The 15,830-nt window shown below is 64.2% G+C and carries 20 protein-coding genes and 1 pseudogene; 12 read left to right on the forward strand and 9 right to left on the reverse strand.

What is annotated here, in order from left to right; all coding sequences use genetic code 11:
• From IVA74_RS18720 to IVA74_RS18750, 7 genes and pseudogenes are all read left to right on the forward strand, one after another.
• A pseudogene (locus IVA74_RS18720) lies at positions 1-280 on the forward strand (calcium-binding protein); the annotation flags it as partial.
• A 349-nt stretch (positions 281-629) separates the two neighbouring features.
• Complete coding sequence (locus IVA74_RS18725; protein WP_247347024.1) at positions 630-1,256, forward strand: PilZ domain-containing protein; 627 nt, start codon at positions 630-632, stop codon at positions 1,254-1,256.
• Between the two features lie 102 nt (positions 1,257-1,358).
• Positions 1,359-1,631, forward strand: coding sequence for a hypothetical protein (locus tag IVA74_RS18730; RefSeq protein WP_247347025.1), 273 nt, complete (start codon positions 1,359-1,361; stop codon positions 1,629-1,631).
• A 64-nt stretch (positions 1,632-1,695) separates the two neighbouring features.
• Entirely contained in the window at positions 1,696-1,848 is a 153-nt protein-coding gene (locus tag IVA74_RS18735; protein ID WP_247347026.1) for a hypothetical protein, read from the forward strand.
• Between the two features lie 312 nt (positions 1,849-2,160).
• Positions 2,161-3,201, forward strand: coding sequence for a PrsW family glutamic-type intramembrane protease (locus tag IVA74_RS18740; protein WP_247347027.1), 1,041 nt, complete (start codon positions 2,161-2,163; stop codon positions 3,199-3,201).
• Between the two features lie 69 nt (positions 3,202-3,270).
• On the forward strand, positions 3,271-3,849 hold the full coding sequence (locus IVA74_RS18745) for an HdeD family acid-resistance protein (RefSeq protein ID WP_247347035.1): 579 nt from the start codon (positions 3,271-3,273) through the stop codon (positions 3,847-3,849).
• A gap of 234 nt (positions 3,850-4,083) precedes the next feature.
• Positions 4,084-5,169, forward strand: coding sequence for a 3-deoxy-7-phosphoheptulonate synthase (locus IVA74_RS18750; RefSeq protein ID WP_346730956.1), 1,086 nt, complete (start codon positions 4,084-4,086; stop codon positions 5,167-5,169).
• A 57-nt stretch (positions 5,170-5,226) separates the two neighbouring features.
• Here IVA74_RS18750 and IVA74_RS18755 read toward each other — a convergent pair whose 3' ends face one another.
• Genes IVA74_RS18755 through epmA form a run of 3 tightly spaced genes read right to left on the reverse strand, consistent with a single transcriptional unit; the run spans position 5,227 to position 7,680 of the window.
• Positions 5,227-5,481, reverse strand: a complete 255-nt coding sequence (locus IVA74_RS18755; protein WP_247347037.1) for a hypothetical protein — start codon at positions 5,479-5,481, stop codon at positions 5,227-5,229.
• A 43-nt stretch (positions 5,482-5,524) separates the two neighbouring features.
• The gene (locus IVA74_RS18760; protein ID WP_247347047.1) at positions 5,525-6,619 is read right to left on the reverse strand and encodes a lysine-2,3-aminomutase-like protein; all 1,095 of its coding nucleotides are present in this window, start codon (positions 6,617-6,619) and stop codon (positions 5,525-5,527) included.
• Entirely contained in the window at positions 6,616-7,680 is a 1,065-nt protein-coding gene (epmA, locus tag IVA74_RS18765) for an EF-P lysine aminoacylase EpmA (protein WP_247347049.1), read from the reverse strand. Before epmA ends, IVA74_RS18760 begins: the two co-directional genes overlap by 4 nt.
• Before the next feature lie 162 nt (positions 7,681-7,842).
• Here epmA and efp point away from each other — a divergent pair, with 162 nt between their 5' ends.
• From efp to IVA74_RS18780, 3 genes are all read left to right on the forward strand, one after another.
• Positions 7,843-8,409 (forward strand): elongation factor P, encoded by a 567-nt coding sequence (efp, locus tag IVA74_RS18770; RefSeq protein WP_247347054.1) that lies wholly within the window; start codon positions 7,843-7,845, stop codon positions 8,407-8,409.
• 24 nt (positions 8,410-8,433) lie between these two features.
• Positions 8,434-10,056, forward strand: a complete 1,623-nt coding sequence (locus tag IVA74_RS18775) for a M23 family peptidase (protein ID WP_247347055.1) — start codon at positions 8,434-8,436, stop codon at positions 10,054-10,056.
• Between the two features lie 83 nt (positions 10,057-10,139).
• A complete protein-coding gene (locus tag IVA74_RS18780) occupies positions 10,140-11,126 on the forward strand; it encodes a DUF808 domain-containing protein (protein WP_247347226.1) in 987 nt (328 codons plus the stop codon).
• A 30-nt stretch (positions 11,127-11,156) separates the two neighbouring features.
• Here the strand turns inward: IVA74_RS18780 and IVA74_RS18785 are convergent, their stop codons facing one another.
• Together IVA74_RS18785 and IVA74_RS18790 are read right to left on the reverse strand one after the other, a co-directional pair.
• The gene (locus tag IVA74_RS18785; protein ID WP_247347056.1) at positions 11,157-11,660 is read right to left on the reverse strand and encodes a cupin domain-containing protein; all 504 of its coding nucleotides are present in this window, start codon (positions 11,658-11,660) and stop codon (positions 11,157-11,159) included.
• 21 nt (positions 11,661-11,681) lie between these two features.
• Positions 11,682-12,161 (reverse strand): carboxymuconolactone decarboxylase family protein, encoded by a 480-nt coding sequence (locus tag IVA74_RS18790; RefSeq protein WP_247347058.1) that lies wholly within the window; start codon positions 12,159-12,161, stop codon positions 11,682-11,684.
• A gap of 54 nt (positions 12,162-12,215) precedes the next feature.
• Here IVA74_RS18790 and IVA74_RS18795 point away from each other — a divergent pair, with 54 nt between their 5' ends.
• Entirely contained in the window at positions 12,216-12,743 is a 528-nt protein-coding gene (locus tag IVA74_RS18795; protein WP_247347060.1) for a MarR family transcriptional regulator, read from the forward strand.
• Here IVA74_RS18795 and IVA74_RS18800 read toward each other — a convergent pair.
• From IVA74_RS18800 to IVA74_RS18810, 3 genes are all read right to left on the reverse strand, one after another.
• Complete coding sequence (locus IVA74_RS18800) at positions 12,729-12,944, reverse strand: hypothetical protein (protein WP_247347061.1); 216 nt, start codon at positions 12,942-12,944, stop codon at positions 12,729-12,731. The two genes, IVA74_RS18795 and IVA74_RS18800, sit on opposite strands and share 15 nt — an antisense overlap.
• Before the next feature lie 85 nt (positions 12,945-13,029).
• Positions 13,030-13,281 carry a hypothetical protein gene (locus tag IVA74_RS18805; RefSeq protein WP_247347063.1) on the reverse strand — a complete coding sequence of 84 codons (252 nt, stop codon included), beginning with the start codon at positions 13,279-13,281 and terminating at the stop codon, positions 13,030-13,032.
• Between the two features lie 72 nt (positions 13,282-13,353).
• Positions 13,354-13,614 (reverse strand): hypothetical protein, encoded by a 261-nt coding sequence (locus IVA74_RS18810; protein ID WP_345946913.1) that lies wholly within the window; start codon positions 13,612-13,614, stop codon positions 13,354-13,356.
• Between the two features lie 136 nt (positions 13,615-13,750).
• Here IVA74_RS18810 and IVA74_RS18815 point away from each other — a divergent pair, with 136 nt between their 5' ends.
• Complete coding sequence (locus tag IVA74_RS18815; protein ID WP_247347067.1) at positions 13,751-14,980, forward strand: lytic murein transglycosylase; 1,230 nt, start codon at positions 13,751-13,753, stop codon at positions 14,978-14,980.
• A 5-nt stretch (positions 14,981-14,985) separates the two neighbouring features.
• Here IVA74_RS18815 and IVA74_RS18820 read toward each other — a convergent pair whose 3' ends face one another.
• Positions 14,986-15,783, reverse strand: coding sequence for an aldolase (locus IVA74_RS18820; RefSeq protein WP_247347068.1), 798 nt, complete (start codon positions 15,781-15,783; stop codon positions 14,986-14,988).
• Positions 15,784-15,830 lie beyond the last annotated feature (47 nt).

A 15,830-nucleotide genomic window follows, 5' to 3' on the forward strand; every position in this document is an offset into this window, starting at 1 on the left:
TGGCAAAGCGCGAGGCGGCAACGACACGTTCCGTTTCAATTTCAACAGCGGTCACGACAGGATCGAGGATTTTGGTCAGGGCGCACAAGGTGTGGCAGGGTCAAATTCGGGGACCGACCACATTGATGTGAGCGCCTTGGGCATCACAAATCTCAGTCAGCTCAGCATCTCTGCGTTCGATCCAACAACTCACGAAAGCACGATCGCGTTCAGTCCTGGCAACGACGTCATTGTGCATAGCCAAGTCGCACTCACGTCGCACGATTTCCTTCTTGCATAGAGCTTTTGGGGGCTGCACCTGATCCCATGGCAGTGCACGCCGCGTCGCGCGCGTTGCGAACGTTTCGACGATGGCGAGCAGAAGAGCGAGGGGACTAAAGATCCGACCCGACAGCCTGACCTGCACGACGACCAAGTTCGCCCTCGCCCTTTACGCGCTGGCTGTGCTGGTACTGCTCGGATGACGCGATCGTGAGATCGCGGGCCTGACAATCGCGGCGCTATGCCGCGCGCTCCGGTCGGTGCATTTACCAGAAATTTACCCCTGCTCGCGAGCGCCGGTATCATTTGCTTAGAATTTGATCGCTACCGTGGATCTACGGAAATATTCCGAAACACGATTGGCGCCTATGTCCGTCGCAGACTTCCTCAGGCAGCGTGCAGTGCAAGTCACCGTGAGCGGCAGCTACTCGCTGCCGCGCTGGTACGATTGCGAGGGCAAGCTCCGCACCTTCGCCTGCCGCACCAGCCGCGTCTCGCCCTTCCGCATGATGGTCGACGTTCCCGTGGTCGGCAGGATCGGCGAGCGCGTGACCTCCTACTTCCAGGATTTTGGTGAATTCCAGTGCACCATCAGCGCGACGCTGAAATCGGGTTTCCTGATGGAGCTCGACATGACGCGGGCCCGGCGCGCCTGGATGTCGGAAAAGCTGACCTGGCTCGAGAAGAAGCAGAAGGACGCCAGCGTCCTGGAGCTGCGGAATGACGCGCGCTTCGTTCCGCAGGTCGCCCATACTTTCCTGGCGCTTGCCGACGGCAGCACCCATGCCTGCTTCATCATCGACGTTTCCACGGCCGGCGTTGCGATATCCAGCGAGTACGACCCGCCGATGGGAACGCCGCTTGCGGTCGGCGCCTGCGGCGGGCGCATGATCCGCAAATTCGAGCACGGCTTTGCGGTCAAATTCGCCGAAAGGCAGTCGCGGGACGACCTCGTCCGGCTGATTGTCCGTACGCCCATGCTGCAATCGGCCTGATCCTCCGCCTCGCTGCCCTATCGCGGCCCCATTCCGGGATCAGCTTTTGAGGGTCCGCCCTCGTGCCGGACATCATTTGCAGACCTGCGATCGGGGGACCGAATGGCAGTCGACAAGATCGGACTCGGCAAAACCAGACTCGACAAGATCACTTGGGACAGGGTCGGCCGGGTCACCGAGCCCGGACGCTACATGTACACGTTCGGCTGGCTCACCATCACCGCCGGCGATCTCGATATCTGGAAGCAATACCCGCAGGCTGCGTTCACGCTGATGGCGGAACATTCCGAGCCGAACGCATCCATCGGCGAGGAATTCCACCTCGGCGCCTTCGACATCGCGCCCAACGCGCCGCCGCCGTTCACCACCCACTGAAGGCCGCAATGGCGGCCACCGACGGAACGGGAACGCATGGCATGGCCGTTGCTTTATCAATGCCATGGTACAGACCCCCGCCGTTGATCAGGCCTTCCTGCTGCTGCTCATCGTGTTCTGCCTGGGCACGTGCCTCGTGCGCGCCTTCTGGGAGCTTGAGCAGGTCCGGGCACGCCGGATCGCGTCGCCACCCCCGCGCACGCACGACGAAGCGTGACCAGGCCGGCCGCCCGGCCCCGCGTTGCTCTGGACTTCCCGCGGGGACACGTGCATCGTGAATCGAAGAAACCTGCGCATTTCGTTGATCTGGCTCATCAATCGCGCCGCGATATCTGGCGCGCGACCGTTGCCATGGATAACGAACATGTCCTGCCATGCAATTGATTGCGCTCCGCATTCTTGACCTCACCAGCGACGCGGATGAACGCAGGCTGTCACGCCTGTTAAGCGAGCCGACAGCAGGCGCATGACACATGGTCGCATTGGTGAATGTAGATAAGCGGATCAAGGGGACCTATTTTCGGCGCCGATGTACCTGATTGAAGCGTTACCCACGGTCATCGGAACGGCCGCCATCGCCCCGGCGCTGCTGATGCTGTGGCTTGTCATTGCCGCCGAGGAACGGCCGGGACCGCCGGCCCAGGTCTGGACCGCGTTCCTGCTCGGCGCAGCCAGCATTTCGCTGCTGGGCCTCGCCCGCGCCCCCTTCGCCAAGATGGTCGCGGCCCCCGACAATCCCTGGGCGGCGCTGGCCATGCATTCGATCTTCGGCGTCGCGCTGCCGGAGGAAGCGGTCAAGGTGATCGCCATCGTGCTGGTCGCCTCGACCAAGCGGCGGACCTTCGCCAATCCGATGGACACCGTGGTCTATGGTGCCGCGGTTGGCCTCGGCTTTGCCGCCTACGAGAACCTCGCCTATCTCGTCCAGCACGCCGAGATGTGGCGCTCGCTGGCCGCCTTGCGCAGCGTGCTGACCGTGCCGTTCCACGGCGCGCTCGGCATCATCGCCGGCGCCTATCTGACCATCGCGCGTGCCGGCACGGCGCTGGGTGCGAACCGCCATCATCGCGACTGGGCCCGCCTCTCCAGCCGCCTGCTGATCTTCGCAGGCCCGCTCGCCCTGCATTCGGCCTTCGACTTCCCGCTGCTGACCCTGCAGCGCATGCCGGATCTCGATCCGACACTGCGGATGTGGCTGGGCGGCGCGAGCCTGCTGATAGGCTTCAGCTCGATCGCCTTCGCCATCCGCCTGGTGCGGCGCGTCGCGCGCCATCACGCGCCCCGGACCGACGTCGCGCGCGAGCGGCTGAGCCAACTGCGCCGGATGTGGGCGCTGCTGCTCGCCGGCGGCGGCGTCGGCTTTCTCGGGCTCGCCTTCGTGCTGACCTCGATTCATCACTGGCTCGTCAACCCCGAGCGCAATCTGACGCTGGCCCTGATCCCGATCGGCCTGGTCTCTATCCTGCTAGGCCTCGCACTTCTGATCGTCACGACCGCGATCTATGTTCTCGGCCGCAACCGCATCCGCACCAGCGGGGAAGGTTTTTCGTCAGCGCACGGCGGCGGCTGAACCGCGGGATGGCAAGCGCGATGTGCGCGTACTAGATTGAGCGCACGCCTGTCGATCTGGAGCCCGCCGATGACATCACCTGAGGATTTTTCCCGGCTGCAATCCGCCATGAGCCGAACGGTCAAGGCACATTGGAAAGCCTTCCTGTTCGAAGGCATCCTGCTTGTCGTTCTCGGCGTTGCCGCACTGATCCTGCCGCCGCTCGCAAGCCTTGCGATTACGATCTTCCTTGGCTGGATGTTCCTGGTCAGCGGCATCGGCGGATTGATCGCGACCTATTGGGCACGCAGCACGCCGGGCTTCTGGTGGTCGCTGATCTCGGCCGCGCTCGCCGTGCTCGCCGGCATGTTGCTGCTGGCGCGGCCGATGCAGGCGGTGCTGACGCTGACCATCGTGCTCGGCGCCTATTTCCTCGCCGAGGGCGTCGCCACCATCATGTACGCGCTGCAGCACCGGCGCGAGTCGGGCGGCCGCTGGTCGTGGCTCCTGATCGCGGGCCTCGTCGACATCGCGATCTCGTTCATGGTGATCACGGGATTGCCGAGCTCGGCGGAATGGGCGATCGGCATCCTCGTCGGCATCAACCTGCTGTTCGGGGGCGCCACCCTGATCGGCATGGCTTTGGCGGCACGCAAAAGCAACAGTTGAGGCGCCCCGTGGCCCTCACCTCGCTTGGGGGGTGACAACCCGCCGATCGCGCGCTATATGACTGACCATGATCACCGTCGCCACCAGCTTTTATTGGTACTTTAGCTACGACAGCTCGCTGGCGGTGGGAGGATCACGCTCAATCTGACAAATTGCAGCATCTAGTCCGAACAGCCGCCAGACCTGGCGGCTTTTTTATTGGCCGGCAGGTTCTCAAAATGACAGGAGCCCGCCGTGCTGAGCACGACCGACGATCTTCGTATCCGCGAACTGAAAGAGCTGAGCACGCCGGAAGAGGTGATGCGGGAAGTCCCGCGCACGCTCACCGCGACGCGCGTGGTGATGGCGGCGCGCAACGCCATCCATGCGATCCTCAATGGCCAGGACGACCGGATTCTTGTCGTGGTCGGCCCCTGCTCGGTGCATGATCCCAGGGCCGCGCTCGAATACGCCGAGCACCTCGCGAGCTTGCGCGAAGAGCTCGCCGACCAGCTCGAGATCGTGATGCGGGTCTATTTCGAGAAGCCGCGCACCACTGTCGGCTGGAAGGGCCTGATCAACGATCCTGATTTGGACGGCAGCTTCGACATCAACAGGGGTCTGCGGCTGGCGCGCAACGTGCTCTCTGCGGTCAATAATCTCGGCCTGCCCGCAGGCACCGAATTCCTCGACATGACGACGCCTCAATACATCGCCGACCTCGTGTCCTGGGCCGCGATCGGCGCCCGCACGACCGAGAGCCAGATCCATCGCGAGCTGGCCTCGGGGCTGTCCTGCCCGGTCGGCTTCAAGAACGGCACCGACGGCAACGTGCGAATTGCGGCGGACGCGGTGAAGTCGGCCTCGCATCCGCATCATTTCATGGCGGTGACCAAGCTCGGCCGCTCGGCGATCGCCTCGACCGCGGGCAACGAGGATTGTCACATCATCCTGCGCGGCGGCAGCAAGCCGAACTACGATGCGGCAAGCGTCGCGGAGGCGTGCAACGATCTGGCGAAAGCGAGCGTCGCGCCGCTCGTGATGGTCGATGCGAGCCACGCCAATTCGAGCAAGAAGCCGGAAAACCAGCCGCTTGTGACGGCCGACATCGCCGGGCAGATTTCCGGCGGCGAGAACCGCATCATGGGGGTGATGATCGAGAGCAATCTCGTCGCCGGGCGCCAGGACGTGGTACCGGGCAAGCCGCTCACCTATGGCCAGAGCATCACGGACGGATGCATCGACTGGGCGACCACGGCAATCGTGCTCGAGCAGCTCGCTGACGCGGTCGAGATCCGCCGCAACACCAAAAGCGCCGGACTGCACGAGCGTACAGCGTAGGGCCAAAGCAAACGCGGGCGGGGTGAGGCTGTCGCACCCTGCCCGCTGCTCCGGCGCCTAGCAGCCGCGGCAGATGCTCTTGATCTTTTTGTCGAGCGCCTGATTTTCCTTGCTGAGGGGATCGTTCGGGTCGCTCAGGTTCTTCTCGTTCGGTACGTCGCCGGCGCGCGGCTGGCGATGGCCCACCGGCGCCTGTGGCACCGATCCGGAGGCCGCACCCCCAGACGTGGATCCCTTGGTGCCGCCGGTCTGCGCAACCGCCGCGCCGCCGAGCAAGACCACGAGCGATACTGCCATCATGATCTTCTTCATGTCTCTCCTCCATTCCTCAAGCCGGCGTCTCCTCTGCCACCGCTCAGGTCTCGGGCGGATAGAGATGACTGTCGCCGCAATAATCCACGATACGATAGCGCGTTTCCGACGCCGCATCACCCGCATCAGGTGCGGTATTTTGCATCGGCAACACGTAATTCGGCCCCACCGGCGACTTGCCGGCGCCGCCGGGAATGTCGATGACATAGTCAGGCTGACACAGCCCTGACACCCGTCCGCGTAGCTGCCGCATGAGGTCCTGCCCCTCGGCGAGCGTCGTTCGCAGATGCGCGGTGCCGGGCGCGAGATCGCCGTGATGCAGATAATAGGGCTTGATCCGGCATTCGACGAAAGCTCGCATCAAATCCGACAGAGCGGTCAAATTGTCATTGACGCCGCGCAAAAGCACGGACTGGCTCACCATGGGAATTCCGGCATCGATCAGCCGCGCGCAGGCGGCGCGCGCCGGCCCCGTCAGTTCGCGCGCATGGTTGGCGTGCAGCGCCACCCAGGTGGTCGCGCCCTGAACCTTCAGCGCCGCGACCATCTCGTCGCTGATGCGCGCGGGATCGGCCACCGGCACGCGGGTATGAAGGCGGATGATCTTGACGTGATCGATGCCGGCAAGATCGGCCATGATCTCGCTCATTCGCCGCGACGACAGCATCAGGGGATCGCCGCCGGTCAGGATCACCTCCCAGACCTCGCTGTGCGAACGGATGTAGTCGATCGCCGCGCGATAAGCGCCGTCCGAGAGCGCGTTCTCCTTGCCGGGCCCGACCATCTCGCGGCGGAAGCAGAAGCGGCAATAGACCGCGCAGACGTGAACAAGCTTGAACAGAACGCGGTCGGGATAGCGATGCACGATCCCGGGGACCGGCGAGTGCGGATGATCGCCGATCGGATCGGCGTTCTCGCCCGGTTGCATCTCCAGCTCCGCGGCAGTCGGAACGAATTGCCGCGCGATCGGATCGTCGGGACTGGATTTGTCGATCAGTTCGACCAACGCCGGCGTAATCGCAACTGCGTAGCGCGCGGCGACACGTTCGAGCGCGGGTAGCGCTTCGGCAGATACAAGCTGCTCGGCCACAAGTTCGGCCGGCTCGCGCAATGTGCGTGCAAGGTTGGTCTTCGTCATGTCTCACTTAACGTTTCATTTGCAGGCGGCGTCCAGACCACCTGATCAATTCGCGATGCGCCGCTCGCCAGCATCACCAGCCGGTCGAAGCCGAGCGCGACGCCGCTCGCCTCCGGCATTGCGGCGACCGCGGCCAGAAAGTCCTCGTCCAGCGGATAGGCCTCGCCGTAGCGGCGCTGCTTCTCAGCCATGGAGTCCGTAAAGCGCTTGCGCTGCTCGTCTGCGTCGGTCAATTCGCCGAAGCCGTTGGCGAGTTCCACGCCACAGGCATAGACCTCGAACCGCTCGGCAACGCGGGGATCACCGGCCTTCACACGCGCCAGCGCCGCCTCTGGAGATGGGTATTCGAACAGAATGGTCAAACGCCCCTGCCCCAGATGCGGCTCGACATGCTCGACCAGGACCTTGCTGAAGATGTCCGACCAGGTGTCGTCCCCGGCCACACGGACCTTGCCGGCAGCCGCCTGAGCGAGCGCGGCGCGGTCGCCTTGGTCGCCGGAAATGGTCGCAAGCAGATCGATCCCCGCAAACTGCTCGAAGGCGCCGGCAACCGTCATGAGCTCCGGCTCGGCGAAGGGATCGGCGGTGCGGCCGCGGAAGGCGAAGGTGCCGATACCGGTCGCCTGCGCCGCGCGGGCGATGAGAACGACGCAATCGGCCATGATGGCGTCATAGGGGGCGTCTGCCCGATACCATTCCAGCATAGTGAATTCGGGCAGATGCAGGTCGCCCCGTTCGCGGTCGCGGAACACCCGGGCGAATTCGAAAATCCGGGTCTCCCCGGCCGCCAGCAGCTTCTTGCAGGCGAATTCCGGCGAGGTCCGCAAGTATCGGCTGGCATGGCTGCCGTCGGGCCGCATGATCTCCGTCCGGGGGGCGTGCAGATGGGTCTCGTTGCCCGGGGAGACCTGCAGGACGGAGGTTTCGACCTCGACAAAGCCCTGCTCGACGAAAAAGCCCCGGAGAGCGCCGGTGATGGCCCCCCTGGCCTGAAGGAACGGCCGGCGGTCGAGATGCCGCCCGGGCGACCAGAACGGTGAGATCGGCTTGTCCCCAGCCATTAACCGGCCGCCCCCGCTTTGAGCAAAATGCTGGCATCCACCGGCAAAATCAGTATGTTGCGGCCCGAAACGGTCGCCGAGGTCCGATTTGAGACCCCGAGTCCCCCCGAGATTTGATCACGTCCTGGCCGGAGCCGGGCCAAGCAAGCAGGAAATTTAGCTTTGAGAGTCATCGCCAGTTCTATTCGCAAGGGCAACGTGATCGAGCAAGACGGCAAGCTATATGTCGTCGTGACCGCCGAGAACATCCATCCCGGCAAGGGCACCCCGGTCAGCCAGATCGAAATGCGCCGAATCTCGGACGGGGTAAAGATCTCGGAGCGCTACAAGACCACCGATCAGGTCGAGAAGGCCACGATCGAAGAGCGCAACTTCACCTTCCTCTATGAAGATGGTGAGGGCTTCCACTTCATGAACCCGGAGACCTATGACCAGGTCCAGGTGTCCAAGGACGTGATCGGCGACGCCGCGGCCTATCTTCAGGAGAGCATGACGGTCAAATTGTCGACGCATGACGTCAACGTGGTGTCGATCGCGTTGCCGCAGCGCGTTACGCTGGAAGTGGTCGAGACCGAGCCCGTGACCAAGGGCCAGACCGCCTCTTCGTCCTACAAGCCCGCGATTTTGTCCAACGGCGTGCGCACCACCGTTCCGCCGCACATCGCGGTCGGCACCCGCATCGTGGTGATGACTGAAGACGGCTCCTACTCCGAGCGCGCCAAGGACTGACGGGGAACAGAGCGAGCGCAACAGGTGCCGCCGGGAGGCGAGACAGTGGTTGGGAAGGGTTTCCGCTTCGTCTCGCAACTTCTGGCGTCGCTTTCGCTCCTCATTGCCTCTCCGCTCGCTGCGGATGAATTCCGCAGCCCCTCGCTCACGGCCCTGCGCGTCGATTGGCGGGCGGCGCTCGACCAGCTCCGCACCGAAATCAACGCCCGTCGCCGGGCCGCGGACGATTTCATCTTCGCGCCTCGTCGTTCGGTGCCGCGCTACGATCCGCGCGCGATGCCGGCGCTGGTGCAGCTCAACGCGATCTCCTCACAATTCTTCACCGGCATCGCCCGCAGCTCCGTGCCCGTGCTGCTGCCGTTCGACGCCGCCGCCTATTTCGAGGCGCTGCGCAATGGCGCGCCGGCGACTCTCGCGCTATCGCGCTACCAGGCTGACTTCAATTCTGTCGACATGTTCGATGCCGGCCCCGCCGGCTACAGCGCAACCTTCTCGTTCGAGCCCGGCGCCGGCGACGGCATGCCGAGCCGGGTGTTCGCAAGGCCGGTCGAGGTGCAGATCACGGGTTCGGCGCTCGTCTACGACGTCGCCGATCCCTCGGGCGGCAAGGGCGAGCAGGTCAAATCGCTCGCAGCGCTTTATCCGGACCTGCGCAAGTTCATACGGGAAGGCTATGTGCGCTACGCTTTCACCCGTTTCGGCGTCGCCTATGTGGTGTCGATCCAATGCCTCGACAGCGTCGCCAAGCCGCGGCGGCTTGCCTGCAAGGAAGCCTATCCGGTCGCCGAGCGTTTCCTGAAGGCGCTGCACGTTGCCGGCGGCCAGCGCATGCGGCCGCTGACGGACATTGCTTCCAACATTCTCGATCGTCCCACGCAGCGTTCCCCGGACTTCACCTATCGGCCAAGCGGCGACATCATCCCGAACACCGGCTATCGCAAGCAGGGCGGACATCCCGACGTGATGGCCTATGCGCAGATCCGCTTTCCTCTCGAGAAGGCGCCCGCGTTCGTACGCTCGCAATCCTATGCCAAGCGCGACAAGATGGAGAGCACGACCGGCTATCCCTGGCGCGACAATTTCTGCGAATCTCGCAGTTTCGAGGTCTGGCAATGCGGCGGGGGGTTTGGCCACCAGGGCGAGGACATCCGCGCGGCCGAATGCCCACCGCCCGGCGAAGGCCGCGAAGCCTGCGATCCCAAGCAGCGCGGCGTCGTCGCCGTGCGCGATGCGATGGTCATTCGCGCCTCGAAGGACCAGGCCGTCACGCTTCAGGTCAACAGCCGGAACGAGCACATCCGCTTCCGCTATATGCATATGAACCCCCAGGCGTTGAACGCTGACGGCCTGCTCAATGGCCGCATCGTCTCGGAGGGCGAGAAGATCGGCGTGGTCTCGAACTATCTCGACCATCCCGCCGGCACCTCGATGCACCTGCATTTCGACGTGCAGTTGTTCACCCGCGACGGCTGGATCTGGGTCAGTCCTTACGTCACGCTGGTCTCGGCCTATGAGCGCCTGATCCGCGCCCGCGGCCGTGAGGTTGGCCCGGAGATCGCGGGTGCTCCGCAGCCGGTCGCACATGCGCTGCCGGAGGACGTGATCAAGCCGGACCTGCGCGAAGGATCGGGCGGCGAAGAGAATTGACGGCTTGCTCGTTCCAATGCCGGGCAGTGCAAAAGCGTGATGTCGCACACCTCGCCGGCTCGAAGGCCGAAGGAACAGGGTTGATGAGTGTCGGACTGATTGGTCTTCTCGACGATATCGCGGCGATTGCAAAGGTGGCAGCAGCCTCGCTCGACGATGTAGCGAGCCAAGCGGCCAAGGCGGGAGCAAAGGCGGCTGGCGTGGTCATCGATGACGCAGCCGTCACGCCGAACTACGTGATCGGCTTTGCCTCGAAACGCGAACTGCCGATCGTGGGTAAGATTGCTGTTGGATCGCTGCGCAATAAATTGCTGATACTGTTGCCCATTGCCCTGTTGCTGGGTTATTTCCTTCCCGCCGCGGTGACGCCGCTGCTCATGCTGGGCGGAGCCTTTCTCTGCTACGAGGGTGCCGAGAAGGTGCTCGGAGCCGTGATGCCGCATCATGCGCGCCACCACGAAGCTCAGCTCCAGCCGATTGCGTTGAACGCGCGGTCGGTCGAGGACGAGAAGGTCGCGAGCGCCATCAAGACGGATTTCATCCTGTCGGCGGAGATCATGGCAATCACGCTGGCGGCAATTCCGGCGGGCAACATCTGGACGCAGGCGCTCGTGCTGGCGCTCGTCGCCATTTTCATCACAGTTGGAGTCTACGGCGTGGTTGCCCTGATCGTGAAGGCGGACGATGTCGGCGTGGCCCTTGCGCGGTATGACGGCGCATCGGTCATTGGCAGCGCAATCCGCTTGCTTGGACGTGCGCTCGTCCGCGGCATGCCTACTTTCCTGGCGGTGCTGAGCACCATCGGCACGGCGGCGATGATCTGGGTCGGCGGCGGCATCATCCTGCACGGCATCGAGCAATACGGCCCACCCGTGGTCGGCCACACGGTCCATGCCGTGACCGAGGCTGCCGCGCACCTCCTTCCCTCCATTGCCGGTATCGTCGAATGGTTGGTCGTGGCAGCCATCTCAGGCGTCATTGGACTCCTTGTCGGCGCAGCTGCGATTCCTGCCGTCGAATACGGTCTTTCACCGGTATGGAAACGGTTGAAGCGATCGCAGCCGACTTGAACAACGGCGGTTGCGGATTGCGAGTGCCAGCTACTCCAGCAACGTCGTCAGCTGCGCGCCCTCGTCCGCCACGAATACCGCGATCAATTCCGCCGGCTCCGTGGTGCTGGCATTGGCCGAGACCAGATGGGTCGAGCCGGGCGGCTCGAAGAAAGACTGGCCGACGCCAAACGTTTCGACCGGACCGCCGCCGAGCTGGGAGCGGATCTCGCCCTTGGTGATGTAGGCGGTCACTGAGCCTGCGTGACGATGCGGCCGCGAGAACCCGCCAGGACCATAGAACACACGCACGATGGTGACGCGCTTGCCCGGCACGTTCGGCAGCGCGTAGGAGCCAATCGGTTCGACTTTGTCGAGCGGCGAACTTTCGGCGGCGGTGGCACAAAGCGGCGCCAGCGCGCCTGAAACAGCATCCATCGTCACCGGTAACGCCTTGCCGATCGCAAGCGCGCAGGCAAGCCCGCCGGCGACGGTAATCGCGATCGAACGCGATGGCACCCGGCACTGCATGGTGGCCAAATTCATTGCAGTCATGACAACCTCCCCTCTTTGCAATCAGGACGCCGCGGCATTCGCTGCAACCGGCCGCTTCGCCGGCGTCCAGCGAAACGCTGCGCCAAAACGGTTCCAGACGTTGATCGAGGCGACCGCCGAGGTCAGGTAGGTCAGCTCGGTCTCGGAGAATTCACCGCTCGCTTCGGCGTACACGTCTTCGCCGACGCCATCAGGCAGCAACGTTAGCGCCTCGGCCCAGGCCAACGCGGCGCGCTCGCGCGCGGAGAAGATCGGCGCCTCGCGCCAGACCGCGACCAGATTGAGCTTGTCGACGGGCACGCCGATCCGCTCCGAAAGCAGGATGTGATGCTGCACGCAGAACGCGCAGCCGTTGATCTGCGAGGCACGCAGCTTGACCAGCTCGAGGAGCTGCCTGTCGAGGCCGGCCTTGGCCGCGAGCTGTCCCAGCGCCAGCACGAGATCATAGACGTCGGGCGCGATCTGCTTGAAATCCTCGTATTCGCTGCGGGCGTGTGACATTGCCGTTCACCTCGTGATATTGTAAGAGCGCTGACACATTATAAGAGCTCTTACATGACGCGCAAGCCGGCCGATATCACGAGATCGCAACCCCGGCGGAAGGCACCCACGACGGCCGCCCCGGTGGTGCGCGTGCCAGCCGCGGGGGAAGGCAAGCGCGGCGAGCAAGGTTATCTCGGCTATCTGCTGCGCCAGGCCCACGCCGCGGTCCGTCTGACGACGGAACGGTCGCTGGCCGATCTCGGCGTGACCTCGCCCCAATTCGCGGTGCTGACCATGCTCAATGCCTATCCGGGACTGTCCGGCGCCGATGTCGCCCGTCTCACCTTCCTGACGCCCCAGACTGTGGGCGTCATCATCCGTAATCTCGAACGTGACGGCGCGATTGTGATGACGCCGCATCCTGTCCACGGCCGCATCCAGCAATGGACGTTGACGCCGCGCGGGGCGACGCTTTTGAAGGCGTGCCGGGAACGGGTGATCGCGCTGGAGAAGCGCCTCGCTCGGGATTTGGATACTAAGGCGGAAACCGCGATCCGGCGTTGGCTTGCGGGAATCGCGACGGATCTACAGGAGGATTAAGCGATCTGCGATTGCCGCGGGCGCGTCTAGTCGCCGGTCTCCCTCGCCGCAGCCGCCATCGGAATCCGAGAAGTTGCTGACGGCGCCGTCGCCTCGAATGCAGCGGCCAAAATTCTCGACAATGATCATCAGGATCACGACGAATAGCCCCGCGCCAAACGGCCAGGGATTGGCGCGGATGATGTCGAACAGCTCTCGCATGTTCGTATTATGCGCAGATGGAAACGAACCGACCGTAAAGTGACAGGCTCAAAACTGGGTATATCCGACCCGTTGCAGGAACGCTCTACCTGCCCTTCAACACTTTCTTAACCTCGCCATCAGACCAGGTTTCGCCCGCTGCAATCACCCGCACGCGGCTTTGGTCCGCCGCGTTCACCAACTCATGCGAACTCACCCGGTGGCCGCTTGGCTCCAGATGCAGATCGGTCTCAGGCTTCCAGCTCAGCGTGGTCGCGAGATCGCCGGGAAAGATCTGCCATTGTGATCCGTCATCCAGCTCGACCACATGGCTTTCCGTATGCGCGTTTATCTTCATTCCACCCCAAATTCTCGATGAACGGACTGCGTGCGGCGGCGGGCCCCGGCGATCGGCCGGGGCCCCGCTCCGTCAGTCATTGTCGTGATGAATCACGGTCTTGCTGCGGTTGCCGAGTTCATCTTCCTTCTTGATCACCGTGGTGCGGTCGGCAGGCTCGCGCTCCTTGACGACCGTGGTGCGGTCGCGGTCGCGGTCCCGCTCCCGATATTCGTGAGATTGTCCGACCGTCACGCCGGCACCGACCGGACCGACGTGAACGCCGACTTCGTCGGCAAATGCAGGCGCGGCGATGGCGGTGACCATGGCGGCGGCAAACAGATATTTCCTCATCTTCTCCTCCTCAATTTGGTGCGGGGAAAATGCGGGAGTGCGACAGTTTGTTCCGGCGAACGCATGGAAGGCGGCTTGTTCCTCCAGTTCCAGGAACCGGGTCACAAAGCGCCATGTTTCCCGCTAGACTACGTTCATGAAACAAGCTGATTCCTCGGCCCATCGCAGCCGCCGCGCTCTGCTTCGATCCACGCTCGGCGCAGCCGCACTCATCGCCATTCCAACGCGCATCCTCGCCGCGCCTTCGGGCTTCGAGGAATGGCGGGAGGGTTTTCGCGCTCGTGCCATGGCGAAGGGAATTTCGGCCGCGACCTGGCAGCGCGCGATGGCGCGGGTCGAGCCCGACATGAGCGTGTTCAAGCAGATGCGCAACCAGCCCGAATTCCATGAGCAGGTCTGGCAATACATCAACCGCCGCGTCTCCGACTGGCGCATCATCAACGGCAAGATCGCGCTGAAAAACAACGAGGCGCTGCTCGCGCGCATCGAGCGCGATTTCGGCGTCGAGCGCGGCACGCTGCTGGCGCTCTGGGGCGTCGAGTCAGCGTATGGCGATCCGCTGGTGCAGCAGAACCACATGACGCCGGTATTTCCCTCGCTCGCCGCGCTCGCCTGGAATGAGCCGCGGCGCAAGGCTTATTGGGAGACCGAGCTGATCAACGCGCTGCGCATCATCGACAAGGGCTGGAGCACGCCCGAGCAGATGCAGGGATCCTGGGCCGGCGCGATGGGGCATTCGCAATGGATGCCGGAGGTCTGGCTCAATGTCGGCATCGACTATGACGGTGACGGCAAGGTGTCACCGTTCGGCAAACCCGACGACGCGCTGGGCTCGACTGCAAAATATCTGGTCAACCGCGGCAAGTGGCACCGCGGCGAGCATTGGGGCTACGAGGTGCGCGCATCCGGCGAGGCGAGCGGCACCCGGACCTATGCGGCCTGGCAGGCGGCCGGCGTCACCCGCGCCGACGGCCAGCCGTTTCCGCAACCCTCCGCGTCCGCGCGGATGTGGACGCCGGTTGCGGGCGGACCGACGTTCCTGCTGGGACCGAATTTCAGCGCGGTGAAAAGCTACAATCCCTCGATGAACTATGCGCTGGCGATCTGCCATCTCGGCGACCGCTGCCTCGGCGGGCCGCCCTTCATCCAGCCCTTCCCCGGCTCCGAGCGCGCGCTGACACTCGCAGAAGTGCAGGAGATGCAGACGCGCCTGACCAAGGCCGGTTTCGACACCGGCGGCACCGACGGTCGGGTCGGCAACGACACCATGAAGGCGATCAAGGATTTCCAGCAGCGCGCGGGGATCGCGCCTGCGGACGGCTATGGCGGGCTGAAGGTGCTGGCGAAGCTGCGCCAGGGGTCGTAGCCGGCTCAGTGCCGGTACTGCGGCTCCTCGGCATCGAGCTGGCGGCGGATCGCGGCAAGATGCAACCGCGCGGATTCGGAATCGCCTTCGCGCATCTGCCTGTAGGTTTCGGCCGCAATCGCGGCATCGACCGGCAGCACTTTCCTTCCCGTCGACATCGCCAGCACCTGTACCTCGGCGGCGCGTTCGAGGTAGTAGAGATCGTCCCAGGCTTCCGCGATAGTCGGCGCCAGCACCATCACACCGTGATTCTTCATGAAGACGATGTCGGCATCCCCGACGGCTGACGCTATGCGCGCGCCTTCGCTGTTGTCGAGCGCGAGGCCGTTGTAGTCGCGGTCCACCGCCGTGCGACCGTAGAATTTCAGCGCGGTCTGGCCGGCCCAGATCAGGGGGTCGCCCTCGGTCATCGACAGCGCCGTGGCGTAGGGCATGTGGGTGTGGAAGGCGACCTTGGCGCGCGGCAGGCGCTTGTGCATCTCGGCATGGATGTAGAACGCGGTCGCCTCGGGCACGCCCTCGCCGTCGAGCACGTTGCCGTGGAAGTCGCAGATCAGCAGTTTTGACGCGGTCAGCTCGCGGAAGGCGTAGCCGTAAGGGTTGACGAGAAACAGATCGTCATGGCCCGGCACCACGGCCGAGAAGTGGTTGCAGATGCCCTCCTCGAAGCCGTTGCGCGCCGCCATGCGGAAGCAGGCAGCGAGGTCCTCGCGCGCGCTGCGGATCGCGTCGCTGACGAGATCCGGCCGGTTCGAGCGGAATGGCGCCGGCGTGGATGACGAAGAGTGAAGGCTGTGCGCCATGGCGGGAGGACACCTCTGTCGGTCGGGAGAGCTGCCCGCGTTGTACA

Origin of the sequence: Bradyrhizobium sp. 132, assembly GCF_023074185.1 — a bacterium.
Lineage (GTDB): Bacteria > Pseudomonadota > Alphaproteobacteria > Rhizobiales > Xanthobacteraceae > Bradyrhizobium.

Bases quoted from the DNA above. Each gene is read 5' to 3' on its own strand.
- IVA74_RS18725 (WP_247347024.1), top strand. From the start codon at position 630: ATGTCCGTCGCAGACTTCCTCAGGCAGCGTGCAGTGCAAGTCACCGTG.
- IVA74_RS18730 (WP_247347025.1), top strand. From the start codon at position 1,359: ATGGCAGTCGACAAGATCGGACTCGGCAAAACCAGACTCGACAAGATC.
- IVA74_RS18735 (WP_247347026.1), top strand. From the start codon at position 1,696: ATGGTACAGACCCCCGCCGTTGATCAGGCCTTCCTGCTGCTGCTCATC.
- IVA74_RS18740 (WP_247347027.1), top strand. From the start codon at position 2,161: ATGTACCTGATTGAAGCGTTACCCACGGTCATCGGAACGGCCGCCATC.
- IVA74_RS18745 (WP_247347035.1), top strand. From the start codon at position 3,271: ATGACATCACCTGAGGATTTTTCCCGGCTGCAATCCGCCATGAGCCGA.
- IVA74_RS18755 (WP_247347037.1), bottom strand. From the start codon at position 5,481: ATGAAGAAGATCATGATGGCAGTATCGCTCGTGGTCTTGCTCGGCGGC.
- IVA74_RS18760 (WP_247347047.1), bottom strand. From the start codon at position 6,619: ATGACGAAGACCAACCTTGCACGCACATTGCGCGAGCCGGCCGAACTT.
- epmA (WP_247347049.1), bottom strand. From the start codon at position 7,680: ATGGCTGGGGACAAGCCGATCTCACCGTTCTGGTCGCCCGGGCGGCAT.
- IVA74_RS18780 (WP_247347226.1), top strand. From the start codon at position 10,140: ATGAGTGTCGGACTGATTGGTCTTCTCGACGATATCGCGGCGATTGCA.
- IVA74_RS18785 (WP_247347056.1), bottom strand. From the start codon at position 11,660: ATGACTGCAATGAATTTGGCCACCATGCAGTGCCGGGTGCCATCGCGT.
- IVA74_RS18790 (WP_247347058.1), bottom strand. From the start codon at position 12,161: ATGTCACACGCCCGCAGCGAATACGAGGATTTCAAGCAGATCGCGCCC.
- IVA74_RS18795 (WP_247347060.1), top strand. From the start codon at position 12,216: ATGACGCGCAAGCCGGCCGATATCACGAGATCGCAACCCCGGCGGAAG.
- IVA74_RS18800 (WP_247347061.1), bottom strand. From the start codon at position 12,944: ATGCGAGAGCTGTTCGACATCATCCGCGCCAATCCCTGGCCGTTTGGC.
- IVA74_RS18805 (WP_247347063.1), bottom strand. From the start codon at position 13,281: ATGAAGATAAACGCGCATACGGAAAGCCATGTGGTCGAGCTGGATGAC.
- IVA74_RS18810 (WP_345946913.1), bottom strand. From the start codon at position 13,614: ATGAGGAAATATCTGTTTGCCGCCGCCATGGTCACCGCCATCGCCGCG.
- IVA74_RS18815 (WP_247347067.1), top strand. From the start codon at position 13,751: ATGAAACAAGCTGATTCCTCGGCCCATCGCAGCCGCCGCGCTCTGCTT.
- IVA74_RS18820 (WP_247347068.1), bottom strand. From the start codon at position 15,783: ATGGCGCACAGCCTTCACTCTTCGTCATCCACGCCGGCGCCATTCCGC.